The organism is Eisenbergiella sp. OF01-20, assembly GCF_003478085.1.
Taxonomy (GTDB): domain Bacteria; phylum Bacillota; class Clostridia; order Lachnospirales; family Lachnospiraceae; genus Eisenbergiella.
The window spans coordinates 161,638-176,753 of sequence record NZ_QUES01000003.1 but is presented as its reverse complement, the minus strand read 5'-3'; the positions used below and the strand labels follow the sequence as shown (position 1 = coordinate 176,753).

Genomic DNA, 15,116 nt, shown 5'->3' with positions numbered 1-15,116 from the left:
GATTCCGGCAGCCGTCAGAATAACGCATAATCGCTTTGCACCCGTTTCACAATACCATTTACAAGCATAATCGTTGCAAAACACAAAATCGACTGGTAAAATCCGGCAGACGCCGCCATCCCTATATCGGAGGTTTCCAGCAGGGAACGGAATACAAAGGTATCGATTACATCTGTAGAATCATACAGTGCCCCGTTCTTTCCCACCAGCTGATAAAACAAATCCAGATTCCCCCTGAAAATTTTGCTCACATCCAGCAGAACCATGGTGACAACGGTAGGCAGGATAGCCGGAAAGGTCACATGACGCACCCTCTGGAAAATATTTGCGCCGTCAATTTTGGCCGATTCATGCAGCTGCATATCCACGCCGGTTACGGCCGCCAGATATACCACCATACTGTAGCCCACGCTTTTCCAGGCATTAAACACCACGATCAGGATTCTCCAGGCTGGCCCGTTGGCGTAAATATTAACCGGCTCCAGGCCGAGCATCCCCAGAACACCATTCACCACACCATTTTCATAATTCAGAAGGTTATAGGCAATGGTCCCCACAATAACCCAGGATACAAAGTAAGGCAGGAAGATGGCCGACTGGGTTATCTTCTTAAAATACTTGTTGCCGGCCTCACTCAGGATGATGGCAAACAATACTGCCAGCCCTGTGTTTACGGCAATGAAGGACAGGTTGTACAAAAAGGTATTGGCCGTGACGCTGAAGGCTTTTCCCGACAAAAAGAAAAATTGAAAATTGTCAAAAATCCCCTCCGTCCACGGACTGCCCCATATACCATCCCTGTAATTGAAATTCTTAAACGCCAGGATCATACCGCCCATGGGAAGATAGGCAAATATGAAAATAGTAACTGCTGCTGGCAGAAGCATGAGCAAAAGAGTCCTGCTTTTCTTTAGCTCATGAAAAAAAGCGTTCCCCCTGCCTTTTCCGGAAGCCGTCATACATAATCCTCCTTGCTTTTTTTACGATTCGTTCGACACATTTATCCTAGCATCTGTGCGGGACAAATAAAATCAGACTATTTTTTTATAAATAGCACAATCTTTAACTGCCACATTTTGAGCCATTGCACCCTATTTTTATATATGCTATGCTTTACAACAGATTTGGACTAGCCGGGTTAGCGTTCCGCGCGCAGGGCGGGCGGAACGCTAACCTGGCGTAGGAGGAGGTATTGTCATGAGGCTGCTTCTTGTGGATGATGAACGTTTTACAAGAGAAGGAATCTATTCCCTCACCCCCTGGAAGGAACTGGGGATCGATGAGGTGATAACCGCAGAGGACGGGGAAGACGGGCTGGAAAAAGCGTTGTTGTCTGCACCGGAGATCGTATTAACTGATGTGAAAATGCCCCGCATGGACGGCGTTGCCATGTCTTTTCAGATAAGGGAAAAATTCCCGGACTGCAGTATTATTTTTATGAGCGGCTATGCGGACAAGGAATATCTGAAATCTGCTATCCGCCTGTCTGCGGTGAATTATATTGAAAAACCCTTCCAGCCGGATGAACTGCATTCCACCCTGCGTATTGCGGCAGAGAAATACCGTTCCCAGGCGGCACGGGAGAATTCTGCCAATGAGCTGACCCATAAGCTTCATTTAAGCCTTCCTGCAATCCGGACTAAAATCGCAGTGGCCCTGCTCCACCCGTCCGCATCCGGGACGGAGCTGGACGAATATATCCGGATCGCTTATCCGGATCTGCGCAGGGAAGGATCCTGGATTACCTTCCTGATCCTGCTGCTCAATGATACGGACGGGACAGCAGATACCGGCGGTGCCATTCAGGACGCGATCTGCGATTTGCTTGACAGCAGGCTTGCCCTATCCGATTTTTCCCATGTGATTATAGGGCAGAAAAGCGATCAGGTTATTGTCGTGCACATGAATCTGACGGATCGCAAAGGGGAAGCGGTGCCCTCCTCCCAGATAGGAAACATCTGCTATATGCTGTGTGACATTTTAAAAAGCACCTGTCGTTTTCTTTTGGCTACCGGCCATCCGGTGGACGGCTTCGAACAGATTTATGATTCCTACCAGACCGCATCCATCTGCCTGCAGCGGGGATTTTTCCACAAAGAGAACGCCGTTTTATTTTACGAAGAGAAACACAACCATCTCGTTTACCAGTTTTCGGAGGATAGCCTGCGGCCCTTTGAAAAAGCGCTTCAGCAGCATGATGAAACGGCCGCCTGTTCCTATGTGGTCAGTCTGGTGGAGCGGCTGAGGCGTTTTGACGGCACCCTGGTCAGCAGCGTGAAAAACTTTTTTATCCGTGCCTACCGCTGTCTCTATGAATCCGCCCGGTTATACGCAAGTACGGCCTTCGCCCCGGAGGAAACCCCGGAAACACTGGATGACCGCATATGGAAAATGTCCTTTCTGTCGGATATTGAGCAGGAACTGCTCAACCGGCTCCATGTTTTTTTCCATACCACGGACGACCGGTATACCCAATATCCCCTCGCCTGTCAGCTGCGGCTGTACATCGATGAAAATTATGAAAAGGAGGATCTTTCCCTCCAGGAAATCGCGGAACAGTTCTCCGTGAGCGAATCCTATCTCTGCGTCCTTTTCAAGAAAGCTTTTGACCACACGATCAATCAATATATCATAGACCGCAGGATAGAAAAAGCGAAGGAATACCTGAAAAATACCAATAAAAAAATCAAAGAGATTGCGGAGCTGGTGGGGTACCGCGACTGTAATTATTTTATCCGTATTTTCAAGAAAACCACCGGAATGACCCCTGCGGACTATCGCTCTTTCTGATCCGCGGAAAGGAAGCCTATGATTTACAGCCATCTGAAAAAAAGCCGTTTTGTCCGCACGCTGCTTCTGGTTTTCAACAATAGCAGCCTTCACAGGAAAATAGTCCTCACCTATTTTTTCTTTGTGTTTATCCTCGTGGGAATCCTGGCGGCCTCCATCTATACCTTTACAGCCTCGGCCATACGTACCCAGAATACGTTCAGCCTCCAGCAGGGCTTTAACCAGGCCAGTTCCTATCTCACCTATAAATTGAACGGCATCAGTTCTTCCAGTGACATGGTCATCTATAACGTATCGCTCAATGACGTTCTCAACAAGGATCTGCAAAGCTATTCCGTCATGGATCAGATTGCCGATTCCAAAATGATCCTCCACCTGATGAAAAGCATGCAGGAGAGCGAGGATATTAAACGGGCACGTATTTATGTCCCGGATTCCCTTATTTTTTCCGGGAACAATGTAAATATCTGCCCGCTGTCCCAGGCTCAGTCCGCCTCATGGTGGACCCCTCTTTTCCAGAAAAAAGGGCTTCACCTGTTTGTGGGAAATGACAGCCTGGAAGATACCACGTACCGGGACGGAGCGTGTATTGCCCTAATCAGGGCCATGTACCGGCAGGACAATTATTCCGAGCTTTCCTTTATCCTCCGGCTGGATATTCCCCTGCGCACGGTGGAGGGCATCCTGAATTCCGCCAATTATACGTTTGACAGCTGTACCCTCCTGCTGGATCATACGGGAAAAATAATAGCAAACTCCAATATCGGGGATCCGTTCCCCCTCCTGGAAACCACCCCGGGAAAACTGACCCTGCCTTCGTTTGCGGAAGATGCCGTGGTCCCGATCCAGCTGGACGGCCAGAAATACATGGCCATGCAGTCCTCCATCCGGGGAACCGAATGGAATATGGTAACCCTGGTCCCCTATTCCTCTTTCATCCTCGCCATTACCTCCCTTGTGAAAATAATATGCGGCGTATCCGCCCTGATTCTGCTTCTGGCATGGTTTTTGTCCAAGCCCGTCGCCTATACCATCACCAAAAGAATCGATTCCCTGTGCGGCTATATGCAGCAGACAAAGGACGGCATTTTAAAAGAGGTGCCGGATATGATTTACAAGGACGAAATCGGTACCCTGACCGAGAACTATAACTTTATGATTGCCAGGATCCACACGCTCCTGCATGAAAACTACCAGATGGGAAGAGAACTGAAAAGCGCGGAATATAAAGCCCTGCAGTCACAGATCAACCCCCATTTCCTGTATAATACCCTGGATATGATAAGCTGGCTTTCCTATCAGCAGAAACCGGAGCAGATCAGCTCCGTCGTATATTCCCTCGCCAGCTTTTACAAGCTGTCCCTGAACAAGGGTAAATATATCGTACCCATCAGCGATGAAATCAGCCATGTGACCTATTACATGAAAATACAGGATCTGCGCTTTTCCGGGGAAATCCGTTTCCTCACCGATATTGATCCGGTCATCCTGCAGTACTCCATACCGAAAATCACCCTTCAGCCCATTGTGGAAAACGCCCTTTTCCACGGCATCCTGGAAAAAAAGAGCAAGAGCGGGCAAATAACCATACACGGCCTCCTCTCCGGGGAAGAGGTTATACTCATCGTTGCAGATGACGGGGTCGGCATCCCGCCCGCACAGTTGGAAGAGCTTCTGGAGCCTTCCGCTTCCGACGAGCACCAGAGTGATACCGGCAGTCATTACGGCCTGTGTAATATAAATAAACGTATGAAACTGCAATACGGGGAGCAATACGGCCTGTCCTTTGAAAGCAGGCCCGGAGAGGGCACAAAAGTGATCCTTCATCTGCCTTCCCTCCATGTGGACGAACTGACCTGATATGTGAATCCGGGGTAAAAAGGCCTGAGAGCGGTCCGGATATGACGGAGAGTACACGGAGGCCATAAACCATATTTTACATGCCGTGAATTTTTATCAGTCCTTTTTTACCTGTCAGGAAATTTGGTAATGGTCAATAACTTTTGGTAATTGACACCTCAAAAAAGCAATGCTATAATCTCAGCCAAGAGCCGGAAGGAAACAATGATACGTCCGCCCGGTTCGCTGTGTACTATCTGCATACGGAGATAGGGAAGATCTCCGTTACTGTTCAATCAGTACTGTGCATTTACTGCACTGTACGTTAGATAGTGATTCAAGAGTGCATAAATTCCATCGCCGTAGGCGATTTTAAATGGATTTATGCATGTTACTGATCTCGGAATGATCAGTAACAAGATCTCCGTTTACAGCATGTCCTTCTTACGATTCGTTTGACATCTGAACCTATTATCTGTCCGGATTTACGGACTTATCGGGAACCTGTCTCTTCCGTTCCCGTCAGGAAAGGATGGCAAACATGGCAAAAGGCTATAAAGCAACAGACTATCATCTACCCTCCGCCGGGGTGGAATTCAGCAATGCTGACGACGGCGGTGCCTGGCTGAAGGAGCTGTTTGATCGCTGTGAAACGTACTGCCTGCGCAATCTGGCAGTATTCACCGATAAGCTCGTACTCCGGGAAGGCTCCGACTATGACGGGGTCTGGCTGGAAACCCAGCCCATGGGCGGCGAAATGTATGCCAAGCGCAACATGGAGGCCGCGCTTAACAATCAGCTGATTTTCATGGAAAATCAGAGAAAAAGCGGGCGTCTGCCCGGCATGATCAAATATCAGGAACCGTTTCTGCTCCAGGTTTCATACGACTGGCTGCAGGGTTTCTGTTTTCCTGTACCCGCTTTCAAAATGTATTATCTGATTGGAAAAGACCGGGATTATCTTTCGAAACTCTACGAAACTCTCAAAGCTTATGACAATTATTTATGGACGTACCGCGACAGTGACGGGGACGGCTGCCTGGAAAGCTGGTGTACCTGGGATACCGGTGAGGACAATTCCCTGCGTTTTACCAAATACGGCGTTAAGGACGGCGGCTTCGGCGGAGAAGACGCTCCGACGGCCTGCGGAAAGCTCCCTTACGAATCCATGGACATCTGCTCCTACTCCTGTCAGGCAAGATCGGTTCTTGCTTCTGTTTCCTGTATTCTTCAAAACGGCGAGGAGCATCTCTGGCGCAGGAAGGCACAGGAAGTCAGGGACAAAATACGCAGCTATCTCTGGATAGAGGAAAAAAATGCCTGCTATGACAGGGACTGTAAGAATGAATTCATGGATGTGCTGACCCATAACAATTTAAGGTGTATGTATTACGGATCCTTCGATCAGGATATGGCCGACCGTTTTATCCGTTACCACCTCCTCAACCCGGAAGAGTTCTGGACCTTTCTTCCGCTCCCGTCCATTGCGGCCAATGATCCCTGCTTTTCCAACATTAACTTTAATAACTGGGGCGGGCAGCCTCAGGGGCTCACCTACCAGAGAGCCATCCAGGCTCTGGATCAATACGGGCATGCCGCCGAAATCCGCATGCTGGGCAAAAAATGGCTGTACCTGCTCCGGGATACGAAAAAGCTGGTCCAGCAATATGATCCTTTCGACGGAACCCCCTGTGTGACCCGCTCGGAGGGCCTTGCCCCGGACGGCGAAGAAACGCAACGGTATGAGGGAGTGACAACGCTAGGCCCGGAAGGCTATGGCCCTACCATTCTGGCGGCCCTGGAGTATATTTCCCTTCTTTGCGGCGTGAATATATCCTTTGATCAAATCACCTGGAGCGCGGTATGCGGCTGGCCTGCCGGCACTTATACGCAGTATCTGTCCGGCCATGCCTATACCCTGACCCAGGACGGCCTGACCATGCATGCGCAGATTGACGGGCGGCCTGTTTTCTCCTGTTCCTGCGGCGTCCAGGTGAGGACAGACCTGGACGGAAACATCCTTTCCCTCACAGGGATCGAAGAGAAGGAAATACCGGTTACCCTGCATACCCAAAGCAGCAGTCACGAAGGCTCTGTCCGCCCCAACCAACAGGTCATCCCCAAAAAGGACGGCTTTTTCCAAATAAAGCAAATCGCATTTGATTACCCTTTCCAAGGAGGAAAACAAGTTTGAAACAAAGAGGCCGTGGTTAGAGAAAGAGTGAATTGCATAGCAAACAAACCATCTTTTGGTGGCTTCAAAAAAATTAAATATTAACACAACACCTAATTCATGGCAGGAGCATCGTCTTTGATGATATAACCTCGCTGACGCATTAAATTAAGAGCCTGTGAAGCAGTAAGAACTTTAGATTCATTCACAGGGCGTGATTCAAGAAAACCTTCGGGTGTATAGGGCTTTAAATCTGTGAGTATGTGCCAGATAGCGGTCAGGATCATACGACAGATGGCAATGATGGCTTTCTTGTGTCCACGTCGTGCTTTGATACGTCTGTAACGGTTCGTAAATTCAGGATGTTTCTTCGATTTGATTAAAGCATTTGCAACTTGTACCAGAACTGGTTTAAAATAGGTACCAGCACGGGAAATCCTGGTGGATTTGATTTTATGATTACTTTGATCATTACGAGGACAACATCCAGCCCATGAAACGAGGTTTTTGGCTGTGGGGAAGACAGACATATCACCACCGATTTCAGATAGGACTTGGATTGCAGTGAGAGGATTCTTATCGAATCCGGGAACCGTACGAATCAGGTTGAGAGCGCCCTCATATTTATCACTGAGACGAAAGATTTCCCGTTCTATTTCTGCTTTATGATCTTCTAATTCGTCGATATGTTTAAGACACTGACGAAGCTTGACAGCCTGCTCTGGTGATATGGCACCATCGACAGCAGCCTGGATTTCTTCAATCGGGGTCTTACATCTTCTGTCAACAAAAGGCTGTACATCAAAAAACTCCCCAGGGTGTTGTAAAATATGTTCTGTGATAGAGCGTGCCGATTTTCCAAAGATATCAGAAAACACATCATCAAGCTTAAGGTTTGATACAGTAAGACAGTTATGGGCACGATTCTTTTCACCAGTAATCATACAAGTGAGTTTGAAACGGTATCTTACTAAATCACGCAGCTGACGAATATCAGCAGGTGGGATAAAGGAAGGCTTAACCATGCCGCACATGTATAAGTCACAGATCCATTTGGCATCTTTACGGTCAGTCTTGTTACCTTTCTGGGGTTTCGTGTATTTCGGGTGAGAAAGAGTAACCCACAAGTTATTTTTCTCTAAGATATTGAAAACAGGAATCCAGTACTTGCCGGTAGATTCCATACAAATGTCGTTACAGTTATATTTCACAAGCCAGTCACACAGCACCTGCAAACCTTTTGCAAAGGAAGAGAAGCGAGCTTGCTTATACTCTGTACGGCCATTGGAATCAGTGATGCCAATGCAGGCAAAGATCCATGTTTTATGGACATCAAGTCCACAACAGTTTTTACGAATGATTTTAAAAGACAAAAAAATAACCTCCTTCGATTTATAGTAATAAAACTGACAGTGACTGGTCATCCGGCAAAATCGAGTCGACTTTGGAAGAGATAAGTATACGGGCTACGGTAATGCGCCATTCATTGATGCCTTTAACAGATGACCGACAACATATAAAAATGCGAGGTCGCCGCTATACAGCCCCGCCACTCACCTCCGCGTGTTCTGTAGTGTGTCAGTCTTATAAGGAAATATATCAGAAGGAAGATAGATTTGAAAGCGAAAAGCAGGAAACGGTTTCATAACCGCATCGGTGCCTTTCGCAGAAAGGCGGAATATAAGAATGAAAATCTTACTTATCGGAGGAACCGGCATTATCAGCACCGCCGTTTCCAAGGCCCTTTTAAAGGAAGGCCATGAATTATGGCTCATAAACAGAGGATCCCGTAACCAGGTACTCCCCGATGGCGCACACTATATTATCGGGGATATCAACGATACCACCGCTATGGAAAAGGCGCTGGAAGGGATGCACTTTGACTGCGTGGCTGATTTTATTGTGCAGAAACCGGAACAGATCACACGGGACTATTCGCTTTTCTCTGGAAAAACCAGCCAGTACATCTTCATCAGCTCCGCCTCCGCTTATCAGAAGCCCCTCAGCTGCTATGAAATCACGGAGAGCACACCCCTGTACAATCCATATTGGGACTACGCGCAGAATAAAATAGCCTGCGAACAGGAGCTGACGGCCATATACCGAAAAACCGGCTTCCCCATCACAATTATCCGTCCCAGCCATACCTATGACGAATATAACGTCCCGCTCTGTATGACAGGCTGGAACGGCTGCTACAGTGTGATAAAAAGAATCCGGGAAGAACGGCCCGTCATTATCCCCGGAGACGGTACCTCCCTGTGGACACTCACCCATAATTCCGATTTTGCCCGGGCCTTTCTCGGAATTGCAGGAAATCCCCATGCCCTGGGGGAAGCCGTCAATATTACATCCGACGAGGTCATGACCTGGAACCAGATATATACCACAATAGCGGATATCCTGCAGGTGCCCCTGCATCCGTTTTATGTCTCCTCCCTGTTTCTGCATCAGGCAGGCCCCTATGATTTTAAGAGCTGCCTTCTCGGGGAACGGGTACAGACCGCTGTTTTTAAAAATGATAAGCTCAAACGGCTGGTGCCCGGTTTCCAGGCTGCCGTGCCTTTCCGGGACGGCATACGCACAACGCTTCAGAACCTGCTTTCCGACAGGCAGCTGCAGGCGGAGGATCCCATTTTTGACAGCTGGTGTGACAGCGTAATCACCTCACTCAACCAGGCGGCCGCTGCGGTAAAATCCGCGTACCCCACATGTATCTGATCAAGCAGAGCCTGCTTAAAGGCAGAAAGGACAACTATGAAAAGTTTTGATTTTACAGATGTCACCCTTACAGATGGCATGATGAAAAGAATCCTGGATGAAACCCTTGCTTTTTATCTGCAAATCCCCAATGACAATATCCTGAAGTATATGCGCGAAAGCGCCGGAAAGCCGGCCCCCGGCATCGCATATACAGGCTGGTACCCCAATTCACGGGGCACCGCCCTCATCGGACAGTGGCTTTCCGCCTACAGCCGTATGTTTGCTGTTTCGGGGGATGAGGCGTTCCGGGAAAAGGCGGTCTACCTGGCTGATGAATTCTGGGACTGCTGCGAAGCCGCCCGGACAACCGCTCCCTTTTTAACAAACCGCTCCCATTATGACCTGGAAAAGCTGCTTCGTGCCCATTGTGATCTCTTCCTTTACTGCGGCTATACACGCGCAAAGGAACACGCCGAATATCTGGTTGCTTTCGCCGACAGGCATCTGACAAAAGATAACCTGTTCGGAGACAACTCCACGGAATGGTACACCCTGACGGAATCCTTTTGGGATGCCTGGGAAATCCTGGAGATACCTCAGGCACGGGAGCTGGCGGAACGCTTTGAATACCGGGAATTCTGGGATATCTTCTATCAGGATGCCGATCCCTTTTCCAAAAAACCCCTGGCAGGACTGTATTCCGAATTCTGCCACGCCTACAGCCATGTGAATTCTTTTAACGGCTGCGCAAAGGCATACGAAATGACAAACAACCCTTATTTCCTGAAATCCCTGCGCTCCTTCTACCGCTTCATGCAGACGGAAGAGGTCATGGCGACAGGGGGATACGGCCCCAACTATGAACATCTGATGCCCAAAAACCGTATTATCGACGCGCTGCGCACCGGTCATGACAGTTTTGAAACCCAGTGCGACACCTATGCCGCCTTCCGGCTGTGCAAATACCTCACCCGTTTTACCGGGGAACCGGAATACGGCAACTGGGTGGAGGCTCTCTTATTCAACGCCACCGCCGCCACCCTGCCCATGACGGAAGAAGGAAATATCATTTATTATTCCGATTACAACATGTACGGCGGCTATAAGAAAAACCGGCAGGATGGCTGGACCTGCTGCACCGGTACCCGTCCCCTCCTCGTAACCGAAATGCAGCGTCTCCTCTATTTTGAAGAGGACGGCGGACTTTACGTCAGCCAATATATCCCCTCCAAGCTGCATTGGAACCGGAACGGCAGCCCTGTCACCGTCCGCCAGGAAACCGGCTTCCCGGAAGGAAACACAACGGCCCTGACCCTGTCTCTGACCGCCCCCGCCGTATTCCCCATCCACCTGCGCATGCCGGGCTGGCTGGCAGGTACAATGACTGTTTCCTGCAATCATGTCCCTCTCTCAGCAACGGTGGATAAAAACGGCTGGCTGACCGTCTGCCGCGAATGGAAGGAAGGCGACTGCCTGACCGTTTCCCTTCCCGCCGCGGTATGGATGCATTCCCTGGACCCTGTTAAAAAAGGCCCCAATGCCTTTCTTTACGGGCCGGTAGTACTGGCCGCCGATTATACCGGTATCCAGACGCCCAACGACTGGATGGATGTACAGTCGCTTCCGGAAAAAATGCGCCCGCTTCCGGAGCAGCCGCTTCACTACCGCGTGGAGGGCATCGATACTATTACCTTCCGCCCATTCTATGAATACAAAGAAAACGAGCGCTACTTCCTGTATCACGACACGACGGCCCACGCAACCAAATTCCACAAAAAACAATGAGCGGGTTTGTACGGTTCCCGGAAGCAGGAGCCAGGCCTGCGCGGAGTCATTAATTTTCCCCTATTCTTTTGATTCGGCGGCGATTCGTGTGTTATAATAGCTTCATCATACTTATATTTTTTATTTAGAAAAGGAGGACACATAACATGCTGCGAATCGCCTGCAATCCCACTCTTAAAGGCCTGTCTGTTTTCTGCCCCAAAATCGTCTATTCCACACAGACGGGAACAGATATTACCCTGGATTTGCTTATGCCGCAAACCCCTGAGGAAGGTCAGGAACGTACCTTCCCCCTCATCGTTTTCATACAGGGAAGCGCCTGGCATTTTCCCGATACGAATTATGAAATTCCGCAGCTGGCCGCGTTTGCAGGAGCCGGTTATGTGGTGGCAAGCGTTACCCACCGCAACATTGAAGAAGGCTGTCCCGCACCCGCATTCCTGCAGGATGTGAAAACAGCCATCCGTTTCCTGCGCACCCATGCCGCGCAGTACCATATTGATCCGGAAAGAGTATATGCCTTCGGCACTTCCTCCGGCGGCAACACCGCCCTTCTCCTGGGACTTACCGGGGACATGCCTGAATTTAGGACCGCTGAATACCCCGGAGCCTCTGACAGCGTAAACGCCGTCATCGACTGCTTCGGCCCTGCGGATTTATGCGCTGTCCTGGAGCTTCCCGAATCGGAAAGACGGGCGGAAACAGAAAGCCTGTTCACCCTTTTCTGCGGCGGTACCCTCGATCAGGATCTTTTGAAAAAAATGAGCCCTATCCGTTATGTAACGGAAGGCAGATCCTATGTCCCCTTCCTGATCGCCCACGGTGATGCCGACCCTGCCGTGGATTTTTCCCAGAGCGCCCGTATGGTAAAGCGTTTGGAAGAATGCGGCGCTGATGTAAGCTTTATCTGTGTGGAAGGCGCCGTACACGAAGGCAACTTCTGGAGTCAGGAGCTTCTCGCTATTTTTAAAGGCTTTCTGGACAAACAGGCGGGTCTGAAGTGAGACAGCCTGTGATCCACGCCTCTGCCTTTTCGGCTGTTTCCTCCGGCGTCAGATCTGTGGTATTTATCAGGGTTATAGAGGGATTGGTATTTTGCGCATTATTCCGAAGCCAGTCATTAAAGCTTACCGAGCTTTGGATCCAGCCCTCATCCCTGATATGCCTTCCTTCCCGCATACGGGCTTCCAGGGCCTGGGAATCACAGACAAGAGCCAGATAGTGAAGTTCAGTAAAATAGTTCCTGGCCTCACATATTTCAAACTGCTCCGGTATCCCGCAGCCGCACAACACCACCGGGAGGCCCGACTGGGATATGTTGGCGCACATAGTAAGCCATACTTCCCGGAACCTGCGGTAGTTATCCTCCGGCGTATCGAACTCCTTCTGCCAGAGGATATCGCTTTCCATTACAATATATTTTGTTTCCCTGCGGAAAAGGATTTCACACATGGTGGTCTTACCCACCCCGCTTGCCCCGGAAACAAGAAAAAGAGGCAGTTTTTTAGTTGGTTCCATAATTCCCCTACCTTTCCAACAATACTATTGATTACCGGGAGGCTCCCATGAATCACATTCGTTATGTAGAATATGATGCCCGGCACGACGCCGGCTTTGTATTCGACGTTCCGCAGGGACATGACTGCTGGCTTCTGCTCCTTACCCATACCCCCGCATTTTTCCGCGTGGACGGAATTCTTACGGAATATCCGGCCAAATCCGCCGTACTGTTTGCCCCGCATACGCCTATCCATTATCGTGCCAGCGGGGAACTTTACAAAAATGACTGGATCCGTTTTGATTCGGATGAAAATTATGTATCCTCCCTGCCCATACGCAATACGCCTTTCCCCCTGCCGGATGCGGACTACTGCCACAATCTCTTCCAATTAATCACCTGGAAAAACTCCTTTCCCGGACAAAACAATGAACGGATAGTGGATCAGCTTCTCCAGCTTCTTTTTTCCGAGCTGCAGGAGGCTTCCCGCATGGGCACCGGTTCCTTCCGCCTCTCCCCTAATTACCATGAACTGATGAACCTGCGCAAGGCTATTTATAACAGCCCCCAGCTTTCCTGGAATGTTTCGGGCATGGCGCAGCAGCTTCATCTGAGCGAAGGCTATCTGCAGCTCCTCTATAAAAATGCCTTCGGCACCTCCTGTATGGACGACTGCATAAAAGCCCGCATCCGGCTGGCAAAAGATCAGCTGTTGTATACGGATAAAACCATTACTTCCATATCGGAGTTCTGCGGCTACCGCAATGTGGAGCATTTCTGCCGGCAGTTCAAGCGGCTGACCGGGAAAAGCCCGAAGGAATTCCGGAAATCAGGGAAGGACAGCGCTGCCTTTCAAATATAATGTCCATTTCCGGGTTTGGATGCGGCACCGTATGTCACGCCAAACCCGGATAAACAAAAAGAAGTATCAAAAGGCTTTTTCTTGATTTATTTTCCTTTTGATACTTCCCTTTCTATTTTAATGCACGGCTATATTTTCTCTAACCATTTCCGGTTTTCAGAACTCTGCCCCCATGAATCAAGAGCCAGAGCGTAAGTCTCCGAAACCTTTATTGACACTTCCTTAATCTCCTTGCGCGTTTCGATCTGTCCGCTGCGTAAGGCTGATACCTGAGATTCCACTTTTTCCAAACGCTGATCCATTTTTTCAAAGCGCTGATCCATTTTTTCAAAGCGCTGATCCATTTTTTCAAAACGCTGGTCCACTTTTTCAAAACGCTGATCCATTTTTTCAAAACGCTGGTCCACTTTTTCAAAACGTTCGTCAACATCTTGAAAACCTTTATGCATATCGTTTTTAATGTTGTGAATCTCTTTGACAATAGTCGTCAACATTGATTTTAATTCTTCATCCATGGTATTCCCTCCTGTACATACATAAATAATATCATAATTAAAATATAAAGTCTACGTTTCGCGTGCTATGTAAGAAAATTATAAAGACTTCAAGGGCGGCCCTCCCTGCAAAGTTTGAGTTTTTTAGACATTTTACAAGAAAAATCGTGAAAACAGTTTGCATATTCGACAAGAACCGGTATAATTGCAAGAGAAAGAGTCCTTTAGAATAAGCTGGAGGGGACATGACAAAAGAATTAGTACTGAAACGCAACAAATATGGAATAAACCTTATCCTGGATAAGGAAACTCCTTTCCCAAAACTGCTTGAGGCTATTGCGGAAAAGTTCAGAGAGACCGGCACTTTTTTTAAGGATGCGAAAATGGCTGTATCTTTCGAAGGAAGGGAACTGACCCCGGAGGAAGAACAACGCATTGTAGATGTCATTACAGAAAATACTTCCATTCAAATTGTCTGTATCATGGATAACGGTACGGCACTGGAAGACAGGATGAAAGCGCGTATCGAGGCCCGGGAGTACGAAGCCGCCGACAATTATCCTGACGCGGAGGCGGTAGGGGCGGATTTTTATAAAGGGAATCTCCGTTCCGGGCAGGTTCTGGAAAGCTATTCCAGCATTACTCTGATTGGAGATGTCAATCCGGGAGCCAAAATTATATCTCAGGGGAACATCGTGATCCTGGGTTCCCTGAAGGGCAACGCACATGCAGGCGCCGCAGGAGACAGCGGCTGTTTTATTTTTGCGCTGGAAATGAAGCCCATACAGCTGCAGATAGGGGAATATATTGCTAAAAGCCCGGATAAGGAAAAAGGGGGAAAAGGTCTCAGGAAACGGGGCAATACCCCCGCCAATTCCTATGCCCCCCAAATTGCAACCGCAAAAGAAGAAACAATTTGTATTGAGCCTGTAACCAAAGGGCGTTTAAGCAATCTGTTTTAGAACGACAGGA

Annotated in this window: 12 protein-coding genes; 8 read left to right on the top strand and 4 right to left on the bottom strand. The window is 48.9% G+C overall.

The genetic code is table 11. The features are described 5' to 3' along the window. Positions 1 to 14 precede the first annotated feature (14 nt). Positions 15 to 959, bottom strand: coding sequence for an ABC transporter permease (locus tag DXA36_RS06210; RefSeq protein WP_118677398.1), 945 nt, complete (start codon positions 957 to 959; stop codon positions 15 to 17). 238 nt (positions 960 to 1,197) lie between these two features. Here DXA36_RS06210 and DXA36_RS06205 point away from each other — a divergent pair, with 238 nt between their 5' ends. The 3 genes from DXA36_RS06205 to DXA36_RS06195 all read left to right on the top strand — a co-directional run bounded on the left by DXA36_RS06205 (position 1,198) and on the right by DXA36_RS06195 (position 6,823). Next, on the top strand, positions 1,198 to 2,790 hold the full coding sequence (locus DXA36_RS06205) for a response regulator (protein ID WP_118677396.1): 1,593 nt from the start codon (positions 1,198 to 1,200) through the stop codon (positions 2,788 to 2,790). 18 nt (positions 2,791 to 2,808) lie between these two features. Next, complete coding sequence (locus DXA36_RS06200) at positions 2,809 to 4,650, top strand: sensor histidine kinase (RefSeq protein WP_118677394.1); 1,842 nt, start codon at positions 2,809 to 2,811, stop codon at positions 4,648 to 4,650. A 520-nt stretch (positions 4,651 to 5,170) separates the two neighbouring features. Further along, positions 5,171 to 6,823 (top strand): MGH1-like glycoside hydrolase domain-containing protein, encoded by a 1,653-nt coding sequence (locus DXA36_RS06195; RefSeq protein WP_182478957.1) that lies wholly within the window; start codon positions 5,171 to 5,173, stop codon positions 6,821 to 6,823. 92 nt (positions 6,824 to 6,915) lie between these two features. Here the strand turns inward: DXA36_RS06195 and DXA36_RS06190 are convergent, their stop codons facing one another. After that, on the bottom strand, positions 6,916 to 8,175 hold the full coding sequence (locus tag DXA36_RS06190; protein WP_118677390.1) for an IS110 family transposase: 1,260 nt from the start codon (positions 8,173 to 8,175) through the stop codon (positions 6,916 to 6,918). A 313-nt stretch (positions 8,176 to 8,488) separates the two neighbouring features. Here DXA36_RS06190 and DXA36_RS06185 point away from each other — a divergent pair, with 313 nt between their 5' ends. The 3 genes from DXA36_RS06185 to DXA36_RS06175 all read left to right on the top strand — a co-directional run bounded on the left by DXA36_RS06185 (position 8,489) and on the right by DXA36_RS06175 (position 12,294). Then, a complete protein-coding gene (locus DXA36_RS06185; protein WP_118677388.1) occupies positions 8,489 to 9,523 on the top strand; it encodes an SDR family oxidoreductase in 1,035 nt (344 codons plus the stop codon). 36 nt (positions 9,524 to 9,559) lie between these two features. Further along, a complete protein-coding gene (locus DXA36_RS06180) occupies positions 9,560 to 11,290 on the top strand; it encodes a beta-L-arabinofuranosidase domain-containing protein (protein WP_118677386.1) in 1,731 nt (576 codons plus the stop codon). 146 nt (positions 11,291 to 11,436) lie between these two features. After that, positions 11,437 to 12,294, top strand: a complete 858-nt coding sequence (locus tag DXA36_RS06175) for an alpha/beta hydrolase (RefSeq protein WP_118677384.1) — start codon at positions 11,437 to 11,439, stop codon at positions 12,292 to 12,294. On the opposite strand, the gene DXA36_RS06170 is transcribed toward DXA36_RS06175, so the two are convergent. Beyond that, a complete protein-coding gene (locus tag DXA36_RS06170; RefSeq protein ID WP_118677382.1) occupies positions 12,257 to 12,808 on the bottom strand; it encodes a hypothetical protein in 552 nt (183 codons plus the stop codon). The genes DXA36_RS06175 and DXA36_RS06170 overlap by 38 nt on opposite strands. A gap of 47 nt (positions 12,809 to 12,855) precedes the next feature. Here DXA36_RS06170 and DXA36_RS06165 point away from each other — a divergent pair, with 47 nt between their 5' ends. Beyond that, positions 12,856 to 13,650 carry a helix-turn-helix transcriptional regulator gene (locus DXA36_RS06165; RefSeq protein WP_118677380.1) on the top strand — a complete coding sequence of 265 codons (795 nt, stop codon included), beginning with the start codon at positions 12,856 to 12,858 and terminating at the stop codon, positions 13,648 to 13,650. 128 nt (positions 13,651 to 13,778) lie between these two features. On the opposite strand, the gene DXA36_RS06160 is transcribed toward DXA36_RS06165, so the two are convergent. Then, complete coding sequence (locus DXA36_RS06160) at positions 13,779 to 14,165, bottom strand: hypothetical protein (protein ID WP_118677378.1); 387 nt, start codon at positions 14,163 to 14,165, stop codon at positions 13,779 to 13,781. 224 nt (positions 14,166 to 14,389) lie between these two features. Here DXA36_RS06160 and DXA36_RS06155 point away from each other — a divergent pair, with 224 nt between their 5' ends. After that, positions 14,390 to 15,106 carry a septum site-determining protein MinC gene (locus DXA36_RS06155; protein WP_118677376.1) on the top strand — a complete coding sequence of 239 codons (717 nt, stop codon included), beginning with the start codon at positions 14,390 to 14,392 and terminating at the stop codon, positions 15,104 to 15,106. Positions 15,107 to 15,116: the final 10 nt, after the last annotated feature.